The organism is Halosimplex halobium (assembly GCF_051414055.1).
In the GTDB taxonomy this organism is placed as follows: domain Archaea; phylum Halobacteriota; class Halobacteria; order Halobacteriales; family Haloarculaceae; genus Halosimplex; species Halosimplex halobium.
Genome location: NZ_JBLKNX010000009.1, coordinates 16,982 through 41,037, shown reverse-complemented (window position 1 = coordinate 41,037; position 24,056 = coordinate 16,982). Strand labels below are relative to the sequence as shown.

At 71.6% G+C, this 24,056-nt stretch carries 21 protein-coding genes; 5 read left to right on the top strand and 16 right to left on the bottom strand.

Annotated features, from left to right (window positions below):
• Nucleotides 1-86: 86 nt before the first annotated feature.
• The gene (locus ACMGFG_RS10550) at nt 87-1,340 is read right to left on the bottom strand and encodes a Glu/Leu/Phe/Val family dehydrogenase (protein ID WP_436930304.1); all 1,254 of its coding nucleotides are present in this window, start codon (nt 1,338-1,340) and stop codon (nt 87-89) included.
• A gap of 133 nt (nt 1,341-1,473) precedes the next feature.
• Nucleotides 1,474-2,334: an HpcH/HpaI aldolase/citrate lyase family protein gene (locus ACMGFG_RS10545; protein ID WP_436930303.1), complete on the bottom strand. Its 861-nt coding sequence runs from the start codon at nt 2,332-2,334 to the stop codon at nt 1,474-1,476.
• A gap of 227 nt (nt 2,335-2,561) precedes the next feature.
• Between ACMGFG_RS10545 and ACMGFG_RS10540 the strand changes: the two genes are divergently transcribed.
• Both ACMGFG_RS10540 and ACMGFG_RS10535 read left to right on the top strand, forming a co-directional pair.
• On the top strand, nt 2,562-3,308 hold the full coding sequence (locus tag ACMGFG_RS10540; RefSeq protein ID WP_436930302.1) for a hypothetical protein: 747 nt from the start codon (nt 2,562-2,564) through the stop codon (nt 3,306-3,308).
• 66 nt (nt 3,309-3,374) lie between these two features.
• On the top strand, nt 3,375-3,839 hold the full coding sequence (locus tag ACMGFG_RS10535) for a MaoC family dehydratase (RefSeq protein ID WP_436930301.1): 465 nt from the start codon (nt 3,375-3,377) through the stop codon (nt 3,837-3,839).
• Between the two features lie 158 nt (nt 3,840-3,997).
• Here the strand turns inward: ACMGFG_RS10535 and ACMGFG_RS10530 are convergent, their stop codons facing one another.
• Complete coding sequence (locus tag ACMGFG_RS10530) at nt 3,998-4,363, bottom strand: DUF5658 family protein (protein ID WP_436930300.1); 366 nt, start codon at nt 4,361-4,363, stop codon at nt 3,998-4,000.
• Between the two features lie 224 nt (nt 4,364-4,587).
• Complete coding sequence (locus ACMGFG_RS10525; protein WP_436930299.1) at nt 4,588-4,959, bottom strand: DUF5658 family protein; 372 nt, start codon at nt 4,957-4,959, stop codon at nt 4,588-4,590.
• A gap of 225 nt (nt 4,960-5,184) precedes the next feature.
• Here ACMGFG_RS10525 and ACMGFG_RS10520 point away from each other — a divergent pair, with 225 nt between their 5' ends.
• Both ACMGFG_RS10520 and ACMGFG_RS10515 read left to right on the top strand, forming a co-directional pair.
• Nucleotides 5,185-5,829: a chemotaxis protein CheC gene (locus ACMGFG_RS10520; protein ID WP_436930298.1), complete on the top strand. Its 645-nt coding sequence runs from the start codon at nt 5,185-5,187 to the stop codon at nt 5,827-5,829.
• Between the two features lie 11 nt (nt 5,830-5,840).
• Nucleotides 5,841-6,551 (top strand): 5-formyltetrahydrofolate cyclo-ligase, encoded by a 711-nt coding sequence (locus tag ACMGFG_RS10515; RefSeq protein ID WP_436930297.1) that lies wholly within the window; start codon nt 5,841-5,843, stop codon nt 6,549-6,551.
• 20 nt (nt 6,552-6,571) lie between these two features.
• On the opposite strand, the gene ACMGFG_RS10510 is transcribed toward ACMGFG_RS10515, so the two are convergent.
• The 11 genes from ACMGFG_RS10510 to ACMGFG_RS10460 all read right to left on the bottom strand — a co-directional run bounded on the left by ACMGFG_RS10510 (nt 6,572) and on the right by ACMGFG_RS10460 (nt 22,125).
• Nucleotides 6,572-6,952: a DUF8147 domain-containing protein gene (locus ACMGFG_RS10510; protein WP_436930296.1), complete on the bottom strand. Its 381-nt coding sequence runs from the start codon at nt 6,950-6,952 to the stop codon at nt 6,572-6,574.
• Nucleotides 6,953-7,507: 555 nt separating this feature from the next.
• Nucleotides 7,508-9,178, bottom strand: a complete 1,671-nt coding sequence (locus ACMGFG_RS10505; protein ID WP_436930295.1) for a helix-turn-helix transcriptional regulator — start codon at nt 9,176-9,178, stop codon at nt 7,508-7,510.
• A 195-nt stretch (nt 9,179-9,373) separates the two neighbouring features.
• On the bottom strand, nt 9,374-9,880 hold the full coding sequence (locus tag ACMGFG_RS10500) for a DUF7344 domain-containing protein (protein ID WP_436930294.1): 507 nt from the start codon (nt 9,878-9,880) through the stop codon (nt 9,374-9,376).
• Between the two features lie 370 nt (nt 9,881-10,250).
• On the bottom strand, nt 10,251-12,578 hold the full coding sequence (locus tag ACMGFG_RS10495; protein ID WP_436930293.1) for a DEAD/DEAH box helicase: 2,328 nt from the start codon (nt 12,576-12,578) through the stop codon (nt 10,251-10,253).
• 129 nt (nt 12,579-12,707) lie between these two features.
• Entirely contained in the window at nt 12,708-15,446 is a 2,739-nt protein-coding gene (locus tag ACMGFG_RS10490) for an integrin alpha (protein WP_436930292.1), read from the bottom strand.
• A 406-nt stretch (nt 15,447-15,852) separates the two neighbouring features.
• Complete coding sequence (locus ACMGFG_RS10485; RefSeq protein WP_436930291.1) at nt 15,853-16,620, bottom strand: SDR family NAD(P)-dependent oxidoreductase; 768 nt, start codon at nt 16,618-16,620, stop codon at nt 15,853-15,855.
• Nucleotides 16,621-16,668: 48 nt separating this feature from the next.
• The gene (locus ACMGFG_RS10480) at nt 16,669-18,258 is read right to left on the bottom strand and encodes a hypothetical protein (RefSeq protein WP_436930290.1); all 1,590 of its coding nucleotides are present in this window, start codon (nt 18,256-18,258) and stop codon (nt 16,669-16,671) included.
• Complete coding sequence (locus tag ACMGFG_RS10475) at nt 18,255-19,001, bottom strand: ABC transporter ATP-binding protein (protein WP_436930289.1); 747 nt, start codon at nt 18,999-19,001, stop codon at nt 18,255-18,257. The genes ACMGFG_RS10480 and ACMGFG_RS10475 overlap by 4 nt, the downstream gene beginning before the upstream one ends.
• 81 nt (nt 19,002-19,082) lie before the next feature.
• A complete protein-coding gene (locus tag ACMGFG_RS10470; RefSeq protein WP_436930288.1) occupies nt 19,083-19,676 on the bottom strand; it encodes a hypothetical protein in 594 nt (197 codons plus the stop codon).
• 50 nt (nt 19,677-19,726) lie between these two features.
• Nucleotides 19,727-20,275, bottom strand: a complete 549-nt coding sequence (locus ACMGFG_RS10465; RefSeq protein ID WP_436930287.1) for an NUDIX hydrolase — start codon at nt 20,273-20,275, stop codon at nt 19,727-19,729.
• A gap of 20 nt (nt 20,276-20,295) precedes the next feature.
• Entirely contained in the window at nt 20,296-22,125 is a 1,830-nt protein-coding gene (locus ACMGFG_RS10460) for a S9 family peptidase (RefSeq protein WP_436930286.1), read from the bottom strand.
• A 798-nt stretch (nt 22,126-22,923) separates the two neighbouring features.
• Between ACMGFG_RS10460 and ACMGFG_RS10455 the strand changes: the two genes are divergently transcribed.
• Entirely contained in the window at nt 22,924-23,268 is a 345-nt protein-coding gene (locus ACMGFG_RS10455) for a hypothetical protein (protein ID WP_436930285.1), read from the top strand.
• A gap of 27 nt (nt 23,269-23,295) precedes the next feature.
• Here the strand turns inward: ACMGFG_RS10455 and ACMGFG_RS10450 are convergent, their stop codons facing one another.
• Nucleotides 23,296-24,030 (bottom strand): zinc metalloprotease, encoded by a 735-nt coding sequence (locus ACMGFG_RS10450; protein ID WP_436930284.1) that lies wholly within the window; start codon nt 24,028-24,030, stop codon nt 23,296-23,298.
• Nucleotides 24,031-24,056 lie beyond the last annotated feature (26 nt).

Below are 24,056 nucleotides of genomic sequence, written 5' to 3'. Positions count from 1 at the left end.
TGGTCCCCGGGCCGTAAAACCGGCGTGTCCAACGAGTGTGGTCCGGCGGTCGCGCGGGCGGACCCTCGCGGCCGTCTCCGCGAGCGCTACGGCCAGACACCGGCCTGTTCGCTGGCGCGCAGCACGCGCTCGATGGCGACGACGTAGGCGGCGGTCCGGAAGTTCGGCAGGTCGCGGTCCTCGTAGGCCGAGGTCAGCCGGTCGAAGGCGTCGACGATGACGGTCTCCAGTTCGTCGTTGACCCGCTGCTCGGGCCAGTAGAAGCGCTGGCGATTCTGCACCCACTCGAAATAGGAGACGGTGACGCCGCCGGCGTTGGCGAGGATGTCGGGGAGGACGTGTACGTCCCGCTCGGTGAGCACGTCGTCGGCGTCCGGCGTCAGCGGGCCGTTGGCGGCCTCGACGACCACGTCGGCCTGCACGTCTGCGGCGAGGTCGCCGTCGATGGCGTTCTCCAGCGCCGCCGGGACGAGCAGGTCGACATCCAGCGTCAGTAGCTCCTCGTTCGAGAGCGTCTCGGGCGCGTCGTAGTCGGTCACTTCGCCAGTCTCGTCCTTCCGAGCCTTGGCCGCCCGGGTGTCCAGCCCGTCGGGGTCGTAGGCGGCACCCCCGGAGTCCGAGACGGCGACGACGCTGGCGCTCAGGTCCTCGAGCAGCTTCGCCGCCACCGAACCGGCGTTGCCGTAGCCCTGGACGGCGACGGTCGCGCCCTCCACGTCCTTGTCGAGGTAGTCGAACGCCTCGCGAGCGGTGAGCATCACCGACCGGCCGGTCGCCTCGACGCGCCCCGCCGATCCGCCGCTGTCGGGCGCCTTGCCGGTGACGACGCCGGGTTCCGTGGTGTTCTCCAGCGTCTCGTAGGTGTCCTTGATCCAGTTCATCTCCCGCTGGCCCGTGTTCACGTCGGGGGCCGGGATGTCCCTGTCCTCGCCGACGATGGGGCGCAGCTCCGTCGCAAACGCACGCGTGAGCCGTTCGAGTTCGGCGGGCGAGTAGTCGTCGGGGTCGACGACGATACCGCCCTTGCCGCCGCCGTAGGGGATGTCGACGACCGCACACTTGTAGGCCATCCAGCCCGACAGCGCCTTGACCTCGTCGCGGGACACCTCGGGGTGGTAGCGGATGCCGCCCTTGTAGGGCCCGCGGGCGCCGTTGAACTGCGAGCGGTAGGCGCGGAACACCGCGACCGACCCGTCGTCGAGTTCGACCGAGAGGTTCGTCTCCAGCACGCGCTCGGGGCGTTTGATCCGCTCTAGCGTGCCGGGATCGATGTCGAGGTGAGCGGCGGCGTCGTCGACCTGCTCCCGGAGACTCTCGAAGGGGTTAGTATCGTCGGACATGCGTCAGATATAGGTCAGCGCGGGGATAAGAATTCGGCCCGCGGTCACTCCACACGGTCGACCGCTCGCTCGCGGACACCGGTCGACCGCTCTCGCACCCTCGTTTGCCGATCGCTCGCTCCTTCCGGCCACCTCACTCGCGGACGCCGGCCGCTCGCGCCCGCGCCATCACCCGCTCGGCCTGCGCGACCAGCGGCGCGTCGACCATCTCGCCGTCGACGGCGAAGACGCCGCGGCCCTCGGCGTCGGCGTCCTCCTTCGCGGCCAGCACCCGCTCGGCCCACTCGACGCGCTCGGGGTCGGGGGTGAACGTCTCGTTGATCGGCCCGACCTGCGCGGGATGGATCGCGAGTTTCCCGTCGTAGCCGAGTTCGAGCGCGAACTCCGTGTCGGCGCGCAGGCCCGCCTCGTCCTCGAAGTCGGTGTACACCGTGTCGACCGCGTCGACGCCCGCCGCGGCCGCCGCGAGGACGACGTGCTCCCGGGCGTGGAGCACCTCCGTCCCCTCCTCGGTCCGGGTCGCCCCGATGTCGGCGGCCAGGTCCTCGGCGCCGAACACCAGCGCGTCGGTGGGTTCGGCGGCCGCGACCGCCTCGGCGTGGAGGACGCCCGCCGCGGTCTCGACCAGCGCGAGGACCGGCGGGTCGGCGTCGCGTTCGGCGGCCAGGTCCGCCAGGTCGGTCACGTCGTCGGCCGACTCGGCCTTCGGCAGGACGAGCGCGTCGAGGGCGGCCCGCGCGTCGCCCGCCAGTATCGCGTCGAGGTCGTCGGCCGCGCCCCGGCCGGGCGGCCGGACGCGCACGCACACCTCCGGGTCGGCGCCGGGGTCGAGGTCGGCGAGGGCCCCCTGCACGGCCGCGCCGGCCTCGCCCTTCCTGTCCGGCGCCACGGCGTCTTCGAGGTCGAAGACGACGGCGTCGGCGCCGGTCGTCGGTGCCTTCCGCATGAGCTCCGGCCGGTCGCCCGGCGCGAACAGGACGCTCCGGCGTGCCATGTGATCGGGTGGGTCGGCCAGCGATTTGTAACTACGGGGAGGGTGGGTCCCTGGCTGGCGAGACGTGTCGCACGGATCCCCCTGTCTCGCCTGGGGGAGCGCCGCGACCGCCACAGATCGATACCAGTTCCGACCCTCGCGCCGGCGTGAGATTCGTCTGACCGACCCAGTCTACAGTAGTTTTATCTGACAGACTGCGTACAGTCGCCGGTAGGTCCGAGTCATCGATGGACGAGTCCGAGGAACCGCCGCGCGAGTCCGAGACCCGAAGTCAGCCCGGGGTGAGCGGCGAGGAGCTGGAGGTCCTGCTGCACACCCACGAGCAGCTTCGCGAGGAAATACGCAGTCACGGGAAGCGAAAGAGCAGGCGCTTCGTCGCGACGTTCACCGTCACGGGCGTGGTCGTCGGCTACGTGTTCGCCAGGGGCGGGGACCTCCGGCTGGTCGCGCTCCTCCCGCTGGTGTTGGCGTTCCAGTATCTGTCACATATCTCTGCGCAGACGTACGTGACAGAACTGGCCGGCATCGTCGGCCGAATCGAGAAACAGATTGACTACCCTGGCGTCGAGTACGAGTCCTACTACGGGACCCTCGACACGGGAACCCATCCGCTCAGAAGCTATCTCGGCGGCGACGAGCAGCCGACCCCGGCCAACGACCACGTCGACCACGGACTCCGGCTGATAGCCAAGCTCAGTTACGTCGTCGCCTGTTGGGCCGGGCTGGCCGCGTTCTGGCTCGACGGGCTCCGTAACACCGGGCTGTCGACTACCATCGCGACCCACACAGTGACGAGAGCCGGCATCGTAGTGGCTCTCGCTCTCGTGTACGGCCTCCTGGGGAGACGGGTGATGAAAGCCTACGAGGCGTACAACAGAGAGCGCGATATCGAAGCCGACCTCTTCGAGGTGTTCCCCACAGAGGCTTACGAGGGCGTGGCTACCGCTCGCCGGAAGATGCGTCGGGACGAATAGGTCGTCCGTCCCGCGACAGGGAACCGCTACCGAATTATTAACCGCCGTCGCGCCGACCCTCCGGGTATGCCCGGGCGCTACTACGAGGAGTTCGAGGTGGGCGAGACGATCGTCCACGACAAGCGCCGCACGGTCTCGGAGGCGGACAACCAGCGTTTCTGCGACCTGACGATGAACCAGCAGCCGCTGCACCTGGACGCCGCGTTCGCCGCCGACACGCAGTTCGGCGAGCGCGTCGTCAACGGCCTCTACACGATGAGCCTCGCGGTGGGGCTGTCGATCCCGGAGACCACCGACGGGACCATCGTCGCGAACCTCTCGTACGACGGCGTCGAGCACCCGGCGCCGGTGTTCCACGGGGACACGCTCCGCGCCGAGTCGACGGTGACGGACAGACGCGAGACGAGCGACGGCGAGCGCGGCGTCGTGACGATGCACGTCGAGGCTTACCGCGTCGAGGACGGCGCGGACACGCTCGTCTGCGAGTTCGACCGGACGGTGCTGGCGGAGAAGCGACCGGGCGAACAGTGACCTGACGAGCGGCGACTAGACGAGCGGTGACCGGACGAGCAGTGACTGCGGAGCGTCGGGAAAACCGGACGGGGAGCGTGTCCCTCTGTGGAGAGTTGGGGGGAGCCGCCGGGACGGATCCCACGGCCGTCCCGGTCGTCCGGACACGACCCCGTCGGTCAGGCGGTCGCGAGCGCGACCGAGTTGACGAGGACGGTCGCCGTCCACGGGAGCGCGAGCCCCAGTGCGATGGCCGTCCCGTACCGCGGGCGGAGCGCCCGGAGCGCGCCGGCCCCGCAGACGACCAGGAGCTTCGCCGCGCCGAGCGCGGCGACCCCCAGGCCGCCGATGGCCCAGCGCATCACCGGGTTGCCCTCCGAGAGCCCCATCGACAGTCCCAGCCACGTGGTGTACACGTCGAGTGCCACCGACGCGACGACGACTACCCACAGCGCTCGCTCGACGGCCCGGCCGTCGGCCGCGACGCCGAGCAGGTCGTCGATCCCCCGCAGTCTGTCCGTACTCGCCAGTAGTGTGCCGCGCATCGTACCCACCGCACGCCACCCCCCACCCAGAGGGGTGGATCGTGCGTGTGGGTGCTCGTCACAGCCCGTAAAAAAAGGATCGCTTCGGGCCACACTCACGCCGCCGACTGGGACGGGTGCGCGCGACAGGAACGAAACAGGGGAGCGGCCGGGGCGCCACGTCGTCGGGGCCTCGGGCGGCCCCGCTGTCACGGCGGTGCCGGGAACACGGAAGCGGCCCGCTGTCACAGCGACGCCAGGAGCGCGGCGTTGAACAGGACCGCGAGCACCCACGGGACGGCCAGCCCGAGCGGCGCGACGATGGCGTACTCGGGCCAGAGGACGCGGAAGAGGAGCGCGACGGCGACGGCGCCGGCCTTCGCGAGGCCGAGCGCCGCCAGGCCGACCGTCTCGAGCGCCTGTCGCATGAACGGGTTGCGCTCGACGAGACCGATCGAGAGGCCGTACGCGGTCAGGACGATATCGAGCACCAGCGCCCAGCAGACGAGCACCCACAGCAGCAGTTCCAGGTCGGACACGGAACCCGGGACGGCGCCGAGGGGCTCGTCGAGGGCCGACGAGTCGATGGCGGTCGGATCGGTCGTGGCGAGCGGCATGTGTGGAGTCGCGACGGGTCGGTCGGTCGCCGGGGGCACGTCGAACCGCCCACCCGCCGTTTGCTACCGGGAGCGACACGCCCAAGAGTATACGTCGCTTATGCGCCCTATCGCCCGGTATCGAGGGATTACCGTCTCGCCGCCGCTGTCGAAGCCGCAGGGACAACGAGCGGGGCTATACGCCGCCGCCAGCACGTTTACGGTGGTCCGGTCCCACCGGAACGTATGGATTACGAGGTCGACGTGCGGAAACTCGAACTCTTCAACGAGATGGCCAGGGAGGGGGCGGCCACCGTCTCCGACCACCTCAACCAGCTCTCCGGGCTCGACACCGAGATCGAGGTCTCGAAGATCAACTTCCTCGACATGGCGGACGTGCGGACCCACCTGGGGGAGCACGAACAGGTCGGCATCTACGTCGAACTGACCGAACCGCCGTACGGCTACGTCCTCTTCGTGCTCGAACCCGCCGGGAGCAAGCGGCTCGCCAGTGGCATGGTCGGTGACATGGGAAGCGGCGAGGCCGCTGACGGCTTCTTCACCGAGATGGAACGGTCGGCGATGCAGGAGATCGGCAACATCATGACGAGCGGCTTCATCGACGGCTGGGCGAACGTCCTCGACACCACCATCGACATGTCGACGCCCTCCTTCGTCTTCGGCCCCGCCAGCGACATCGTCGACGAGATGGGCGGCTGGCCCGACGAGGAGATCGCCTTCGTGATCGATTCGCACATCGTCGCCACCGACGCCGACGTGGCGGTCACCGTCTACACCTTCCCGCAGCTCGCCGACCTCGTCGAACTGATCCAGAACATCGACGTGACCACCGACGTGGGCGCCGACACCGCCGCCTCCGACGTGCTCTGACCGGTCGAACGATGAGTTCCGACAAGGAGACCCTCCGCCAGACCGTCTGGGACGACCTCGAAGACAGCGGCGAGGCGCGGTTCCCCTTCCCGCCCCACGGCCGCATCCCCAACTTCGCCGGGGCCGACCGGGCGGCCGAGCGGCTGGCCGACCTGCCGGAGTGGGCCGACGCCGACACCCTCAAGGCCAACCCCGACGCGCCGCAGTTGCCCGCCCGCCGCGGGGCCCTCGACGCGGGGAAGACCGCCTACATGGCCGTCCCGCGGTTGCGCGACGAGCGCTGTTTCTACAGCCTCGACCCCGCCGACCTCGACGACCCCGACGCCGCCGCAACGGTCTCGGGCGTCGACGCCCACGCCGAGCAGGTCGGCCCCGACGCCGTCGACCGGGTCGCCCTCGTCCTCGTCGGGAGCGTCGCCGTCTCCCCCGCCGGCGCCCGCGTCGGCAAGGGCGAGGGCTACAGCGACCTGGAGTTCGCCGTCCTCGCCGAGCTTGGACTGGTCGACGCCGACACGACCGTCGTCACGACGGTCCACGAGAGCCAGGTCCGCGAGGGGATCGAGCCCGACGCCCACGACGTGCCCGTCGACGTGGTCGTCACCCCCGATCGGACGATCCGGACCGACTCGCCGTTCGAGCGGCCCGGCGGGGTCGACTGGACGGCGCTCTCCGAGGAGCGGATCGACGAGATCCCGGTGCTGGAGCGGTTTCGGCCCGATTGACCGTCCCCTTCGGGTTCCGGTCACTTCGTCAGCGAGTCGGTCTCGACGAGTTTCAGGGCGTTCGTCCCGGCCGCGGTGAGGACGGCGACGAGCGTCGCCAGCGTGAGCGCCCGGGAGGGCGGGAGCGAGAACACCCCGACCGCGACGGCGAGCACGACGAGGAAGGCGGCGCCGAACGCGCCGACGGCGACCGCGACGCGGCGCTGGCGGGCGGAGGCGTCCGCGCCGCTCCCGGCGACGACCAGCGCGGCGGCGGTCGCGCCCGCAACGAACCCGATCGGGGTCCCCACGAACAGCGAGAACTCGACCCACCGGAGCGCGACCTCGGTGACCGCGACCCCGACCGCGAGGAAGACCGCCAGCCCGGCCACGGCGGCCGCCGCGAGCGTGCGAGCGTGCATGCCCGTCGGTTCTCGCGGACGGGTGAAATAGCTCGGCCGGCACAGGACGGCGTTCGGTCTCGCGTGGAAGCGTGTCGGTTGTTTCCATCGGGATGGTGTGGGTGAGCCAGCGGCGACGACGGGTGTTGAACGCCCTCGCCGGCTCGCTAGCAGGAGACACTACCGCAGAGGACAGCAGGCGATGAAAGCCCTCGGCGCGCTCGCGGTCGCTGAGCGACATACCCTCGCGGCCGGAGACCGCTTCGGGTAGGGGTCGCTCAGGCGACTGAACTGCACGCGAGCGCGCCTCGCCCTTTCAGTCCGCCAGGGACCGCCCCGCACAGTACCGCACGGCACCGCAACCAACCCGCACAGCACCGCAGACAGCCACATACCTCCCCAGCCGATTGCGCTTCTCGGCCTGCGGCCTGCGATGCTCATCCCTCGCGCGACGCTGTCACGAGACGAGACTCGCGACAGCGCACGCCGACCGCACCGCAACAGCTGCCATCTGCACTGAACGTCAGTTCCGGCAGGGGCGCGGAGAATTTCGGTCGGGACGGAGTGACTCGGCCCTCACTCCTCGAAGGCGGATTCGGCGCCGGGCGGGAGGTCCTCGGGGCGCATGACGACGTTGCCCCGGCCGACGTCGACCTTGACGATGCTGTCCTCCTCTTCCATCGCCGAGAGGACGCGACTGACCTTCGACTTCGACCAGTCGGTCTCCTCGACGAGGTCGGCCTGGCGCATGCGCCCGTCGTGGTCGTCGAGCAGCGTGAACACGACCTCCTCGTCGGAGAGGAACTCGGTCGGCACCTCCTCGTCGGCGACCGACGGCTCCTCGGTCGTCCCGGCCCCGTCGCCGGAGACGGCGGCCGCGCCCGGTGCTTCGGGTCCGCCGGAATCACCGGATTCGTCCCCCGAAGCGCCGGTTCCGAACACCCGGCGGAGCCGCGCGAGCGGCGCGCGGCCGGACCACGCCAGCAGGGCGACCACCGCGATCCCGGCGACGGTCACGCCGACCAGGCCGGCGAGCGCGAGCGACAGCCGGTCGCCCACGGTGCTGACCTCCCTGGGGTCGGGGACGCCGTCGTCGTCCGTGTCGGGGTCGGTCGGGTCCGTCCCGTAGCGGTGGACCTCCGGACCGTCCTCGAGGCCGTCGCCGTCCGTGTCGGGGTTGGTCGGGTTGGTGTCGTAGGTGTGGACCTCGGCGCCGTCGTCGAGCCCGTCGTCGTCGGTGTCGGGGTCGGTCGGGTCCGTCTCGTAGCGGTCGACCTCGGCGCCGTCCTCCAGCCCGTCCTCGTCGGTGTCGACCTGGTTGGGGTCGGTCTCGTAGGTGTTGACCTCGAGGTTGTCGTCGAGCCCGTCCCCGTCCGTGTCGTTCTCCAGCGGGTTCGTCTCGTACTCGTTGATCTCGGCGCCGTCGTCGAGGCCGTCCCCGTCGCTGTCGGGGTCGGTCGGGTCGGTCTCGTAGGTGTTGACCTCCTGGCCGTCGCCGACGCCGTCGCCGTCCGTGTCGGCCTTGTTCGGGTTGGTCCCGAGTTCGAGTTCGCGCTGGTCGGCGAGGCCGTCGTCGTCCGTGTCGACCTTCGTCGGGTCGGTCTGGTAGCGCTCGACCTCGGCGCCGTCCTCCAGCCCGTCGTCGTCGGTATCGGGGTTCGTCGGCGAGGTCTCGTAGGTCTCGACCTCGGCGCCGTCGTCGAGCCCGTCGTCGTCCGTGTCGTTCGACCGGAGCGAGGTGCCCAGCGACGCCTCCCGCTCGTTGGTCAGGCCGTCGTCGTCGAGGTCGCCGCCCCGCGTGATGACGGTGACCGGGTAGGTCTCGGTGTCGAGCGGGGTCGACGCGTTGGGTGCCGTCACCGAGACGCGGAGCCGCTGCTCGCCGGTGCGGTTGGCCGGCCACGAGCCCGCGCCGACGGTGACGGTCCGGTTGTCGCCGGCCGCCACCGAGACGGACTGGCAGCCCAGCCGGCGGTCGTCGCTCGCGACGGCGACGCATGCCGACCCGCCGTCGAGGCCGCGCTCGCTCTCGACCCTGACGGCGAAGCGGTGCGCCCCGGACTGCCAGAGCGTGAGGTCGTCGCCGAGGGCGTCGACGGAGCCGTCGCCCTCGTACGTTGTCTCCGTGATCCGCGCGTCCGCCTGTGAGGCACCGACTGGCGTCTCGGAGGCCACCGGGGCGAGCGGTGTCGCGGTACCGGCCAGTAAGAGCACCGCGAGGGCCCAGACGTGGACGTTCCGTACCATGGAGTCGTGGATCGTGTGCCGTCGCCGCCGTGGCCGGCCGCTCCCGCGTCCCGCGCACGTGCGGGCGGGAGTGCTATCTGTATGGTTTCGGGCGTTAGGAACCTTACGCCCCCGTCTCAAGGGTATGGTCACCCTTCCGCGGACAGGCGTCGCTTTCCGGACGCCCGCCCGGCCGGCCGCGCCGGTAAGCCGTCGTTAGGAGAGCCGCCCGCCCCCGGTCGCGGCGTCCGCGTCGCCGCCGGACGGGCCGTCGACCCCCTCCCCCGTCCCCGCTCCCGTCTCCGAGTCGGACGCGGGGTCGTCGGTGACATCGGCGAGCACCCGGCCCGCGGAGTCGCGCCCGCTGCGGTCCGTCCACGGCTCGCTGACGGAGAGTTTCATCTCCTCGGAGAGCCGAACGGTCCCCGAGCGCGGTTCGTACGCGAGGACGCCGAAGTCGTCGAGCTTCGAGAGGTGCGCGCACCCGAGACGCCGACGGACGCGGTCGACGAGCTCCCCGTCGGCCGCGGCCGGTTCCTCGCGGCCCCGCCACCACCCCACGAGGTGGGCCGCGAGAACCTCCACCGACGACCGGCCGCCGGCCGACTGCAGGTGATAGAGGATCGCTCGCCGCTCCCAGTCCGAGAAGATGTCGTGCATGGTCCGGATGCCCGTCGAGTCGACCCGCCTGCTGTCCCGTGTCGCTCCCGTGCGCGTGTGCATGTGTGACATGATTCGTGACGGGGGATCCGGGCCGGCGCCGCCGACGCCGGTGGTCCACCTCGCCCCGTGTCCCTTCGAACGGCCGACAGTGCCAAAGAACCGCAAACACGTCCCGTCGGTTGCCACGGTTTACCACCGTTCCGTCGCGCCAGTTCCACCGAAACCGCCGCACACAGGCTGCCTGGGCCGGTCCTGTCGAACGGACCGAAACAGTCGAAACAGACGACCGTACGCTCGAAACACTCGAAACAATCAGATCTGGGACCGTTTCGACAGCGGCTCGACGTCGGGAACGACTATCCGTCGAAGGGAGACCGGCGACCCGGTGGACAGAGACGGGGACCGGGACAACGGAGACAGCCGGCGACCGCTAGTCGACGAGCGCGGCGAGCAGGTCGGCGGCCAGGTCCTTCTCCAGCGGGTCGTTGGCGTTGCCGCAGTGGGGCGACTGGACGCAGGCCGGACAGCCGGAGTCGCAGGGGCAGTCCCGGAGCATCCCCAGCGTCCGCTCCAGCAGGTCGACGACCGTCTCGTAGGCCCGCTCGGTCAGCCCGACGCCGCCGGGGTAGCCGTCGTAGACGAAGACCGTCGCGCAGTCGGTGTGCGGGTGCAGCGGCGTCGAGAGCCCGCCCACGTCCCGGCGGTCGCAGAGAAAGGACAGCGGGAACAGCGATATCATCCCGTGTTCGGCGGCGTGGATCGCCCCCGGGAACGCGTCGGGGTCGTCGCCCGCGACCCGGATATCGGTCTCGACCGCGTCCGGGACCGTGAAGTAGACGGCCTCGGTCTCCAGCGTCGTCTCGGGCAGGTCCAGCGACTCCCGACCGATCGGCTCGCCGCTCTGTCTGTCGTAGCGCTCGAACCCCGTGATCTGCTTGCGCATGCTCACGTCCGCGAACCGGACCGTCACCTCGGGGTTGGTGGGCAGCGTCTGCTCGCGCCGGTCGTCCTCGACAGTGATCGTCTTGTCGTGGAGCACCTGCGTGTAGTAGTCCGGGCGCACCGGCGCCAACTCCGCCACGTCCGCACGCAGGTCCAGGTCCACGACCTCGTAGTCCTGGCCCTGGTGGTGGTAGACGGCGCCCTCGTGGGCGTCCCGGAGCGCGTCGGCGAAGGGAAGCTCGGCGATCCGGTCCCCGTCGCGGCGGTCGCGCAGCTGGACCTCGCGGTCCCCGACGGTCCGCAGGCTCATCTCGTGCTGGGGGCTGCCCTCCCCCGAGTACAGCCAGCGCAGGCCCGCGTCGGTGTTCCGGCGGTCGAGGTCGCCGCTCTCGGTGAGGGCAGCCACCACGTCCGGGAACGGCTCGCCGAAGTGGCGGTCGTCGTCGGGCCGCAGCCACGTCTCGCGGGCGGCCGCGAGCGCGTGGTCCGGCAGGAGGTGTTCGTTCTCGGGGTTGGAGATGGCTTCCTCGGGCTCCTCGTCGAAGAAGTCGCGCGGGTGGGCCATCAGGTACTGGTCGAGCTGGTCCTCGCCGGCGACCATCGCGACGAGCGACGGGTCGGTCCCGCGGCCGGCGCGGCCGCCCTGCTGGAACGCGGCCATCCGCGTCCCGGGGTAGCCGTCGAGCAGGACCGCGTCGAGGCCGCCGATGTCGACGCCGAGTTCGAGCGCGTTCGTCGACCAGACCCCCCGGACCTCCCCGGAGTCGAGGCCGTCCTCGATCTCGCCGCGGCGCTCGTCGGTGAGCGCGGCCTGGTAGGCCTCGATCGACCGCGCGATGTCGTGCTCGCCGCGCTCGCGCAGGTCGCTCGCGCTGTCGGTCGCGTAGCGCTCCGCGACCTGCCGCGACTGCGTGAACACGACGGTCTGGTGGCCCTTCGTCACGAGGTCGACGAACAGCCGCTTGGTCTCGACGTGGTTCGAGCGCCGCCGGCCGCTCCCGAATCCCTCGCCCGCGTCGTACTCCGGCGGGTTCCAGAACAGCCAGTGGGTCGGCCCCGTCGCGCTCGTGTCCTCGTCGACGAGTTCGAACGAGTCGGGCGGCTGACCCGTGACCGTCGCGGCGTGGTCGACCGGATTGCCGATCGTCGCCGAGCAGCAGACCCAGTCGGGGTCGGCGTCGAACCGTTCGCAGAGCCGGGCCAGCCGGCGGAAGACCAGCGAGACGTGGCTGCCGAACACGCCGCGGTACTCGTGGACCTCGTCGACCACGACGGTCTCCAGGCGCTCGAAGAACCAGTCCCACAGCCGGTGGCCGTGGGGCATGATCCCGTAGTGGAGCATGTCCGGCGTCGTCAGCAGGACCGTCGGCTGCCTGTCGCGGATATCTTCCTTCTCCGTCCTGTCCTGGCGGCCGGTGTACTGCGCGACGGAGACGCCCGAGGCGAAGCCGAGGCCGTGCGCGAGGTCGGAGAGCGTCTCCTCCTGGTCGTTGATGAGCGCGACCTGCGGGGCGATATAGAGGGTCGTCGCCCGCTCGTCGAGCGCCCGCTCGAAGGCCGGGACCGTGTAGCCGACCGACTTCCCGCTGGCGGTCGGCGTCGCGAGGACGACGTTGTCACCCTCCCGAACGGCCGAGACGGCCCGCGCCTGGTGGTCGTACAGCCGGTCGATCCCCTTCGATTCGAGCGCGCTCGCCAGCCGCGAGTCCAGCTCCACGTCGCCGAAGGTCGCCTCGTGACCGGGCGTCGTCCGCCGCTCGGTGATCTGGCCCTCGTAGTACGGGCGGCCCTGCAGCCAGCGGATCGTCTCGTCCACGTTGCTCCCCTCTCGGCAGCGACGCGGGAAATCCGTTGCGCCTCACGCGTTCCTGTCCGCGGGACGCGTCTCGCGAGAACGAAACTAGCGCGGTGGCGGGGCGGAGGGGAACGGGCCCTTACCGCCCGATCACTCCCCCGTCCGGAGCTTGTTGCCCGCGAGGACGACCATCGAGAGGCCCATCATCGCGAAGAAGGGCACGGGGAACAGCGGCGACCGGGACATCGTCTCCAGCGCGGTGGCGTCGCCGGCCGCCATGTTACCCGCACCGCCGTCGGGCGTCGCGGTCGGGGTCGCGGTCGGCGTCGGCGTGTCCACGTCGGCGTTGTCGGGGAACGCCTTGGCGGCGCCGTCGTCGAGTTCACCGGCCGTGAACCGGAGGTCGGCCTGGCCCGCCGCGCAGGGCTCGCTCGCCGAGCGCTCGCCGGTCACTTCGGTCCCCTGGCCGGCCTCGATCTCTCCAGGGCTGCCGGAGACCTCGTAGAGGGCGCCGCCGGCCTGGTGGACGACCGAGACCGGCGCGGGACCGCTCCCGCCCTCGTCGTACTCGGCCGCGACCGGCTCGCCGTCAACCTCCGCCACGTCCGAGAAGATGATCACCCGCCGCTCGGTCTGGTCCGAGGGGAAACAGAACGCGACGAAGTCGATCGTCTCCTCGGCCGGCTCCGGCGTGGCAGTCGGCGTCTCGGTTCCCGGCGCCGCCGTCGGAGTCGCGGTCGGGGTCTCCGTTCCGGGCGTCGCGGTCGGCGTCTCGGTGTCATCCGGCGTCTCCGTGCCCGGTGGCACCTCGGTCCCGTCCGGGGTCCCCGTTTCGGGCACCTCGGTCGGCGTTGCGGTGGGGGTCGGCGTCGACGTGTCGGTGGGCGTGGCCGTCGGCGTCTCGGTCGGCGTCGGGGTAGCCGTTTCCGTCGCCGTCGCCGTCTCAGTGGGCGTTGCCGTTTCGGTCGGCGTGGCCGTCGGCGTTTCGGTCGGCGTCGGGGTTTCCGTCGGCGTTTCGGTCGGCGTCGGGGTTTCCGTCGGCGTTTCGGTCGGCGTCGGCGTCTCCGTCGGCTCGACGGCTTCGCAGCCGCTGAGAGCGACGTAGGCCGCGCCCGCGTTCGTGCGGTTCAGCGAGTCGTTGTACGGGGCACCGACGACCACGTCGGCGAAGCCGTCGCCGTCGAAGTCGCCGGCACCGACCGAGTAGCCGGCGCGGTCGCCGTCGGCCGCGCCGAGGAACGCCGTCGACGCGTCGGAGAGGTTCGCCTCCGCCGGGAGCGACTCGTCGCCGGCGACCAGGTACGCGGTCCCGGCGTTCGGCGCGGTCGAGTCGTTCAGCGGCGCGCCGACCAGCACGTCCGCGACGCCGTCGCAGGTGGCGCCGTCGGCGCCGGTGTCGGCGACCGACCAGCCGGCCCGGTCGAACGGTTCGGCGCCCGCCAGCCGAACGTCGGCCCCGGCGAGCGACGACTCGCGGGCCTCGTCGCCGTCTTCAGCCTCGTCTCCGCTGTCGTCGGACTCGTCGCTGTCGCCGGACTCGGCGAAGTCGTCGTCACCGTAGACGACGTAGGCCGCGCCCGCGTTCGTGCGGTTGCGCGAGTCGTTGTACGGCGCGCCGACGACGAGGTCGGCGACGCTGTCGTTGTTCACGTCGCCCGCGGTCGAGACGGCGTAGCCGGCCCGGTCGCGCTCCGACTCCCCGACGAAGGTGGCCGTGGCGTCCGACAGCGAGACCGCCCCCTCGCTGGAGCCGTTCACGACGTAGGCCGCCCCGGACTGGTTGATCCACTCCTCGTCGGCGTCCTCGGGGGCGCTGGCGTTGTACCGCGGCGCGCCGACGACCACGTCGGCGGCGCCGTCGTCGTCGAAATCACCGGCCGGCGCGACCGCCCAGCCGGCGCGGCTCCCCGCGCGCTCGCCGACGAACGTCGCGTCGGCGTCGGAGAGGTTCACCTCGCCCGGAGCGTCTTCCACCTCGTCGGCGGCGTCGGCGATCGACTCGCCGTCGACGACGTAGGCCGCGCCGGCGTCGCTCCCCTCGTCGGTGTCGACACCGGGCGCGCCGACCAGGACGGCGCTCGCGTTCGCGGCGCCGGCCTCGTCGCTGTCGTCAGCGTCGTCGGCCTCGTCGCTGTCGTCAGCGTCGTCGGCCTCATCGCTGTCATCAGCGTCGTCGGCCTCGTCGCTGTCGTCAGCGTCGCTCGGGTTCCCGTCACTCGCGTTCGCCCGGAGCGCCGACACGTCGTAGCCGGCGAGGGCGTTGGCCCCGGCGCCGGTCAGCACCGCGTCGGCGTCGGTGAGGTTCATCGTCGCCGGCATCGACTCGTTGCCGTAGACGACGTAGGCCGCGCCCGCGTTGGGCGCGGTGCTGTCGTTGTACGGCGCGCCGACGACCACGTCGGCGTAGCCGTCGCCGTTCACGTCGCCGGCGGTCGAGACCGACCAGCCCGCCAGGTCGTTGTTGTCGGCGCCGCGCAGTACCACGTCGGCCCGGCTGAGGTTCACCGACGACTCGTCGACCGGACCGTAGACGATGTAGGCCGCGCCGGTGTTCGGTCCCGCCGACGCGTTGCGCGGGGCACCGACGATCAGGTCCTCGATCCCGTCGCCGTTCACGTCCCCGGCCGACGCGACCGACCAGCCGGCCGTGTCGTTGGCCGCCTCACCGTGGAGGGTCGCGTTCGCGGACGAGAGGTTCACCGACGGTGGGTAGGCGTCGGGCGACTCCTGTACCTCCTGGGCGTGTACTCCCGGGGCGTCCTCGCCGTCGTCGGTCCCGGCGACCAGCCCGGCCGCGCCGACGGCGACTGTGCTCCCGAGCAACACCACTGCGACGACCAGGAGAGTCCGTCCCCGTGTCGATCCGCCTCCGAGTACCGACTCGAACATGGTGCCGGCCACGGATACCGCGGTCGTTGTTATTCGGAGACCACTCCGAGTAACGCGGCGACCACTCCGAGTAACCGCGGGCCGGCGCCGCGACAACCTCTCGTTACCCGCGGAGTGAGCGGTCGCTCACCCCGCAGAGACTGCCCGACCCCTCGACCGAGTGACGGCCCGGGGGTGTGCCCGGACGGACGCCGTCCGGCCCATCGGTAGGGCGAGCCACGGCGCGAAAAAGCCGATATTTGTCGCCGCCGTCCAGCGATTCCAGTGGCAACCGTCGACCCGTCGGCGACGCGGGGACCGGTCGACAGCCCCGGTCTCGCGCCGGCCGGCGCGGGCACCTGTCAGCGCTACCCGAATCGGTGGACTGCTCGGCACCGATACCGCCGGGGAGCACGGGCGGTCCCGGTCAGACCGAACTGCGGTCGTAGCCGCCGTCGATGGTGACGATCTCGCCGGTGGTGAACGAGGCGGCGTCGCTGGCGAGGTAGAGCGCGGCGCCGCTGATCTCGTCGGGGGTCGCCACGCGGTCCATCGGCGTCCGCTCGTCGACGCCCTCGCGGAACTCGGAGCCGTCCTCCAGTTTCGGGCCGGCGAGTTCGGTCTTGACGAAGCCGGGGGCGATGGCGTTGACTCGCACCTCGGGCGCGAGGTCGGCGGCCGCCGCGCGGGTGAGCCCGTCCAGGCCGGCCTTCGCGGAGACGTAGCTCGGCCGGGCCTCCCGGGACTGGCGGGCCGACATCGAGGAGATGTTGATGATGCTGCCCTCGTCCATGGCGGCGCCGAACTCGCGGATCGCCCGGAACGCGCCCGTCAGGAGCACGTCGATGTCCTGGGCCCACTCCTCGTCGCTCATCTCCGTGACCGGCGTCGTCGCGACCGAGCCCTGGGAGGTGACGAGCGTGTCGATCTCGCCGAGCGCCTCCTCGACGGTCTCCCGGAGGTTCTCGATGGAGTCGGGGTCGCGGACGTTGCAGGTCACCTCGACCGTCTCGGCGCCCAGGTCCCGCAGTTCCGCGGCGGCCTCGGCGACCGATTCTTCCGAGCGGCTGGTCGCGACCACGTCCGCCCCGTCGCGGGCGAACGCCCGGGCGATCTCCAGCCCGATGCCGCTCGTGCCGCCGATGACCACCGCGTTCTGCCCCTCGACGCTGATGCCGTCTGCGTTCTCCGTCATGGTACCAGGAGCCCCCGCTCGACGGGAGTCGGTTTCGGTTCGGGTCCGTCACTCCACTGAGTAGGCGTCGACCTTCGCGACGGCGTGGCGGTAGGCCCGCCAGGAGACGGCGGCCGCGAAGACCGCGGTCACGCAGACGCCGGCGGCGACGGTCACCGGGTCGACCGCGGCCGGTCGGGCGTAGGCCCCGAGGGTGCCGAGCCCCGGTGCGCCGACGAGGATCATCCCGAGGGTGTAGGCCGCGGAGGCGGACTTGTTCGGGATCTGTACGTCCTCGCCGAGCAGCCCCTCGTCGCCGGGCGGGTAGTGGACGCCGACGGCGAGCGAGACGAGCGGCGCGGCGACCGCCAGGGCGACGGCGAACACGCCGACGGCGGCGACGACCAGTGGCGAGCGGACGCCGGCGCCGATGGCGGTGCCCAGCGCGGCGCCGACGAGCAGCGGCATCGCGGGGAGGACGACGGCGTAGGCCTTCGCGCGGACGAACGTCGCCCCGGAGACGCCGGCGGTGAGCAGGGCGGGCAGGGCGTCGCCCTCGGTACCCAGCGGGTTGAGCGTGAAGCCGCTGCCGGCGGCCAGCGCGCCGGTAAAGGCGACGAGGGGCGCGTACATCGCGGCGCCGAAGGGGCCGCTGTAGACCAGCTGTTCGGCCGTGACGAGCCCGACGAAGATAGCCGGGTAGACGTACCACAGCGTCTTCGGCGTGCGCTTCGTCCGGCGCCAGGTCGTCTCGACGAGCGCGGCGGTCGGCCGCGGGACGACCGACGCGAGCACGTCCCTGACGGGTGTCGCCGTCGCCGGCGGCGCCCCGGCCTCGTCACCCCCGTCGTCGATCGGGCGGTCGCCGTACCAGACGGCCTCGGCGAGGCGGACCGTGGCCGCCAGCGACGCGAACAGGAGGCCGACGCTCCCGAGGAGGAACCCGCCGGCGCGGGGGAGCGAGGCGCCGGCGCCGGGGACGGTCACGAGCAGCAGGTCCCCGGCCCACGACAGCGGCGTCGGCGCCAGCGCGGCGCCGACCGCCTCGCGGGTGAACAGGACGAGGTAGAACAGCCCGAGCATCCCGACCCCGAGGCTGAACCGGGCGTTGTTCGAGAGCCCGTAGCCGTCGAGCACCCACCGCGCGGCGAAGCCCACGGGGGCGGTCGCGACGCCGGCGACGACGAACAGCCAGAGGCTGCCCGCGACCAGCGAGACGGCCGCGACCGGCTCGCCGGCGCCGAGGGAGAAGGCGACCGCGCCGGCGAGCGCCACCGGCCAGAACAGCGCCGTCCAGACGGCGGTCTGGCGCGCGACGCTCCCGACGGCGACCGCGCGGGTGTCCGTCGCCGTCAGGAAGGCCACGTAGCGGTCCTTGAACTCGCTGTTGCCGCCCGCGGCGCCGAGCACGCCCATCAGCGCGAGCAGGACGAGCCCCGCCAGCACCGCCCCGCGGAGGCGGGTCACGACCGGCGCGACCTCGCCGGCGGCGAACCGCCGGCCCAGGTCGTAGGCGCCCGGCCCGACGAGGCCGGAGACCTGCAGCCCGAAGAACGCCGGGATGAGCAGGAAGAAGGCCGTCATCCGCGCCGACTCGCGGACCTTCCGGTAGGTCTGGCGGAGGGCCGTCCGCGCGACGACGACGGCCGGGTCGGTCATGGCGACTCGCGCAGGCGGACCGCCACGTCGTCGCTCGTCAACTCGACGAAGGCGTCCTCCAGCGTGTCACCGTCGCGGGCGGCGACCAGCCGTTCGGGGTCGTCCTCGGCGAGCAGCCGCCCGTCCGAGAGCAGGCCGACGGTGTCGGCCAGTTCGTCGACCACCGAGAGCACGTGCGTCGACAGGAAGACGGCCGTCCCGTCGTCGCGCAGCTCGACGAGCAGTTCCTTGAGCGTCCGCGCGGCGTTGGGGTCGAGCCCGCTGGTCGGCTCGTCCAGGAAGAGCACGTCGGGCTCGTGGACGACGGCCTGAATCACGCTGGTCTTCTGTTTCATCCCCTTCGAGTAGCTCTGGATGCGGTCGTCGGCGGCGGCCAGCCCGAACCGGTCGAACAGGGCGTCGACCCGCTCGCGGGCCCGTTCGGGGTCGAGCCCGCGCACGTCGGCCACCGCCGAGAGCTGCTCGCGGGCGGTGAGCTTCTCGTACAGCGGCGGCGTGTCGGGGACGTAGCCGATCCGCTCGCCGAGCCGGTCGCGGTCGCGCACGTCGACGCCGGCGACGGTCGCGGTCCCGTCGCTGGGGCGGGTCAGCCCGGTCAGCAGCCGCATCGTGGTCGTCTTGCCGGCGCCGTTGGGGCCGAGGAAGCCGTAGATAGTCCCCGACTCGACGGTCAGGTCCAGCCCCTCGACGGCGGCGACCGACCCGTAGCGCTTCGTGAGCCCGTCGGTCTCGATGGCTGCCACTGCCGGGTGTAGGGGACAGCGCCGCGGTAAGTGTTCCGGTGGATCGAGTTCCCGCCGCTCCGAGGCGCCGCGAGAGCCCCGTCAGTGCGGGGGGACGGCCGACTCGGGCAGGGTGGGGTGCCAGCGGACGCCCTCGGGTGTCGTATCGTCGGTTGTGTCGCCGGCGGGGTCGCCGTCCGTCCCGGTTCCCCGGGTCGTCCCTTCCGCCGACGTGGCTCCGGTCGCCGCCGAGCCCTCCGTCTCGGCGACGAAGACGGCGATCAGGCGGTAGACCGGCGGCCGCTCGGGGTCGTCCTCGTCGCGGACGCCGAGGATCGTCACGCGCGCGAGGTCGGTCAGCGAACAGTCGACCCCCGTGGCCTCGCGGATCGCGGCCTCGGTCCCGGGGACGACGCGCTCGTCGGTCGCCGGTTCGCCGTGGGGGACGGCCCACTCGCCGTCGCGCTCGACCAGCAGCACGTCCTCGCTGTCGTTGTACAGCTGGACGTACGCGTCGACGATCCCGTCCTCGCAGCGGTCGCCCGCCCGCTCGTAGGCGTCGCTCGCCACCGCGAGCGTCGTCTGGTTGACCGGGAATCCGCTGTACTCGTCCTCCAGCGCGACCAGCCGCTCCTCCACCCTGTCCCGGGAGACCTCGGCCACGGCCATCGTCCGCACCAGCGCCCACTCCACCATAAACCCGTTCCTTCGTTCAGGGCTCGCGAGCGGGTCGCCGGCCGCCTCGGTCACTCGCCCGCCGGGTACGGCCGGTCGGCGACCTCGGGGTACAGCACCGTCTCCGGCGGCTCCGCGGCCCACTGGACGGCGGCGATCTCTCCCTCCCGTGGCCGCGGCTCGCCGCCCGCGTGCTCCCCGTCGAAGATCACGATGAGGCTGGCCAGTGCCGGCCGCTCGGGGTCCGTCCGGTCGACGAGTTCGAGGACGTGCGCCTCGCGGACGCCCGCGATCGTCGCCTCGACGGCGGTCTCCTCGCGGACCTCCCGGCAGGCGGCCGCCTCGAAGGACTCGCCGGCCTCGCGCTTGCCGCCGGGGTCCGCCCACCCATCGTCGCCCTCGTTGCGGACGAGCAGCACCTCGCCGGCGTCGTTCGTGACCCAGATCCCGGCGCCGCCGTTGGCCCCGGCGGCGATCCGCTCGCGGTCGCGCTCGTAGGCGTCGGGCGCGAGTTCCCAGCGCTTTTCCACACGCTCGAAGCCGTCGCCGCGCTCGCGCAGGTCTGCCAGCCAGTCGGCGACGCGCTCGCGGGAACGCCGCTGCAGGTCGGCGTCGGTCATCCCCGGTGTCCCCTCATCGCTCAGACGTGTTCGTCGAGGAAGTCGACGACCGCCGTGTAGGCCTCGATCCGGTTCTCCCGCTTGGTGATGCCGTGGCCCTCGTCGTCGAAGACGAGCTTCTCGACCGGGACGCCCTGCTCGGCGGCTTTCTCGACGATCTGTTCGGCCTCCCCCAGGGGGACCCGCGGGTCGTTGGCGCCGTGGAGGACGAACAGCGGCGCCGCGATCGACTCGACGTTGTTGATCGGGGAGACCGATTCGAGGAACGCCCGGTCCTCGTCGAGCGAGCCGTACTCCGCTTCCCGCAACTCGCGGCGCCACGGCCCGGTGTTCTCCAGGAACGTGACGAAGTTGGCGATGCCGACCACGTCGACGCCGGCGGCCCACAGGTCGGGGTACTCCGTCAGCGCCGCCAGCACCATGAACCCGCCGTAGGAGCCGCCCATCGCGACCACGCGGTCGGGGTCGATCGCTTCGTGGTCCGTCAGCCACTCGACGGCTGCCTCGACGTCCGCCACGGAGTCCATCCGCTTCTCCACGTCGTCGAGGTGGGTGTACTCCCGTCCATAGCCCGTCGACCCGCGGACGTTCGGCTCGAAGACGGCGTACCCCCGCGAGAGGAAGTACTGCGTGAGTCCGGCGAACGAGGGCCGCCGCTGGCTCTCCGGACCGCCGTGGATGTCGACGATCACCGGGGTCTGGCCGGCTTCCCAGTCGTCCGGCAGCGAAAAGAACCCGGGGATCTCCCGGTCGTCGAACGTGGGGTAGCGGACGAGTTCGGGCTCGACGAACGAGGACTTCGGGATGCCCGCGGTGGAGGCGTCGGTCCAGCGCTCGACGTCACCCGTCTCGGCCTCGACGACGTAGACGTTCGTGTTCTCGGTCCGGCCGGTCGCCGAGAGCGCGAACCGCCCGGCGTCGTCGTCGAAGGCGACGCCGCCGGCGACCCCGCCCGGGAGGTCCGGCGCGGGGAACTCGTCGATCTCGGTCGGTCCGGCGAGTTCGCCGACGGTGAGGTCGGTGTAACCGTCGACGTTGCGCGAGTAGACGAGCCGGCCGGTCTCGTCGTCCAGCGCCACGCCGCCGACGTTCCACTCGCCCCCGTCTGCCACGGTGTCGAGCGCCGCCGCGAGGTCGGACTCGTCGGGGTCGTCGCCGACGGCCGCCAGGTCGAGGCGAGCGAGGTACTTCGTGTCCGACTCGTAGTCGGTGGTCAGGTAGAGGGCGTCGCCGTCGGGGCTCCACTGGGCGCTCGTGAACCGCACGTCGCCGGCGTGGGGCGTGAGGTGTCGGCGCTCGCCGGAGTCGAGGTCGAGGACGTACAGGTCCTGGTCGAAGTTCCAGTGGGCCTGCGAGACCAGCAGGCGGTCGTCGTCGGGCGCCCAGCCGCCGACCGACAGCCAGCCGTCGCCCTCGTGGACGAGTTCGGCGTCGTCGCCCGTCCCCGTCCGGTCCTGGACGTACACGTCGAAGACGGACTCGTCGCGGCGGTTGGCGGCGAACGCGAAGCGGTCGCCGTCGTGGGACCACCCGCCCCAGCGGTGCTTGGCGTCGGGGCGGTCGGTGAGGTCGGTGATCGTCCCGTCGTCGGCGTCCAGCCGGTAGAGCTGGGCGCGCTCGTTGCCGCCCTCGTCCATGCCGAAGGCGAGTTCCCGGCGCTCCGGCGACCACGAGGCGAAGGTGACCCGCTCCTCGAAGAAGGTGCGCTGGACCGGCCACCGCCCGGGTTCGTCGAGCGTCCAGACCTGGGGGGTGCCGGTGGCGTCGAGCAGGAACGACAGCGTCCCGTCGGGCGCGAACGACGCGCCGTAGGCGCTGCGCACGTTGAGATACCGGTCGAGGTCGTACATACCCCGGGCAAACGGCGGCACGGAGAAAGTCCTTCCGGGGCGTGCGACCGGGCTCTGCTCGGTGCCTGCGAGCGGTCCCGTGTCGGCGCTCGTGGACCCCGGGTACTGCCGGACGGTCCCGCGGCGGTGTCCGTTCGGTCCGGCGGTTCGGGTAGGCGTGGCAGACCGCCACAGTAAGTGTGGGTTTGGCGCCGCCGGGACGGACACAACGGGGGAAACGTTGCGTCCCTCCTTCGAATGCCCGCGATTGACACCCTCCTCCGCGTAAACGCGGAGGAATCCCGAGCGGTGGGAGTTTCAGGTTTGCAGTCCAATCACCGGACTCCAAGCCCTTTCGGGCACGGGTAGTCCCACGGTATCGGACTGGTGGACTGCTGGCGGTGCCAAGCCGCCGTTACCCCTCTCCTCGACCGTGTACAGCGTCCCTGTGTTGTTTTTGCCACGGGGACGCCGGCAAGCGTCACCGGACTTGGGGGTATCGTCTGGTTTGCTTTGAGCAGTCGGTACGGGCACACGCTTCTAGCATGTGTGTTCACCGACTGCCCTTTCGGATATTGCCTCGTTACGTGGGTGGACAGGCCACCTCCGAAGGACGGTTCGGAATCCGCTCCGTTCCGACCGATTCCTACTCCTCAGTAGGGCGTCCTATCACATAAACGTCACTATGGGAAACTCGGGGACGGCGTTTGAACGGTGGACTGTGAGCACAAGTGACGGCGCGTATCCACGGCCTGAAGGCCGTGGTATTGCGCCTGTTCAGCGTATAACGAAACGGCCGACTCCCCAGGGTCGAAACGCATGTACCGCACACTCGCGACAGTCTGCATCGTCGCCCTGGTCGCCCTCGCCGGCTGCGGGGGTCCCGGTCCGGGCGCCGGAACCGAGACGGCCGCCGTCGGCGACGACGGCGACGCGACCGGCGACGAGACCGAGGAAGACGACGGCCTGATGGACACCGAGACCGAAGGCGACGGCCTCGGCGACGAGACTGAAACCGAAACTGAGGAGGACGGCCTCGGAGACGAGACCGAGGACGGAACGCCCACCGACGAGGGCGGCGTCGTCGGTAACGAGACGGAGACCGACACCGACGACGGGATCGTCGGGGACGACACCGAGACCGAAACTGACGACGCGAGCTGAGGACTCGACCGTTCGCCGTATTTTTCGTCACCGTAGCGCACCCGCGGCGCAGTCGGCGTAGCGCAGGCCGAGTCGCCGCTCCGAGGCGCCGTCGTCGCTCGGGTACGCGCCGCCGCAGGCGCTCCCGTCGGCGAGCTGTGCCTCGCGGACGCGCTCGGACGCCCAGAGGTAGCTGCCGACCATCGGGCTCGCGACGAGCGCGTCGCCCTCGCGGCGAGCCGTCCCGTGGGCGTGGGTGGCACCGAGGGCGTGGCCGACCTCGTGGAGGAGCAACTGCGTCGCGGCGGCGGGGACCGAGTAGGGGACGACCGCCGAGAGATCCTCGGCGGGCGGCATTCGAGCGATGTACGCCCCGCCGGTCGCCGCGGCGACGTGCGGGCGCGCGTACCCGGCGGGCTGGCGCCGCGGGTCGCCGTCGGTGACGAGCAGGTTCACGTCCCCGACGGGGTCGACCTCCCCGAGCCCGACCAGCCCCTCGGCGACCGTCACGGGCCAGTCCATCCCGAGCGAGGCCTTGCCGCCCTCGTGGGGTAGCGCGACCGTCGACGGCGCGAACTCCAGTTCGACGGCGGCGTCGAGCGCCTCGTCGAGCGCCGCACCGAGGTACCCCTCGACCCTGTCCTCGAGGGCGTCGTGCGTGGCCGCGGACTCGCTGAACCAGACGCGGACGACGACCGGATCCGGCGTGCTCGCGGCGCGACGACCGGCGACGCCGAGCGACAGCGCCACGCCGGCGCTCCCGAGAAACGCCCGTCGATTCACTACCGGCCCGATCCCCCCAGGGCGGC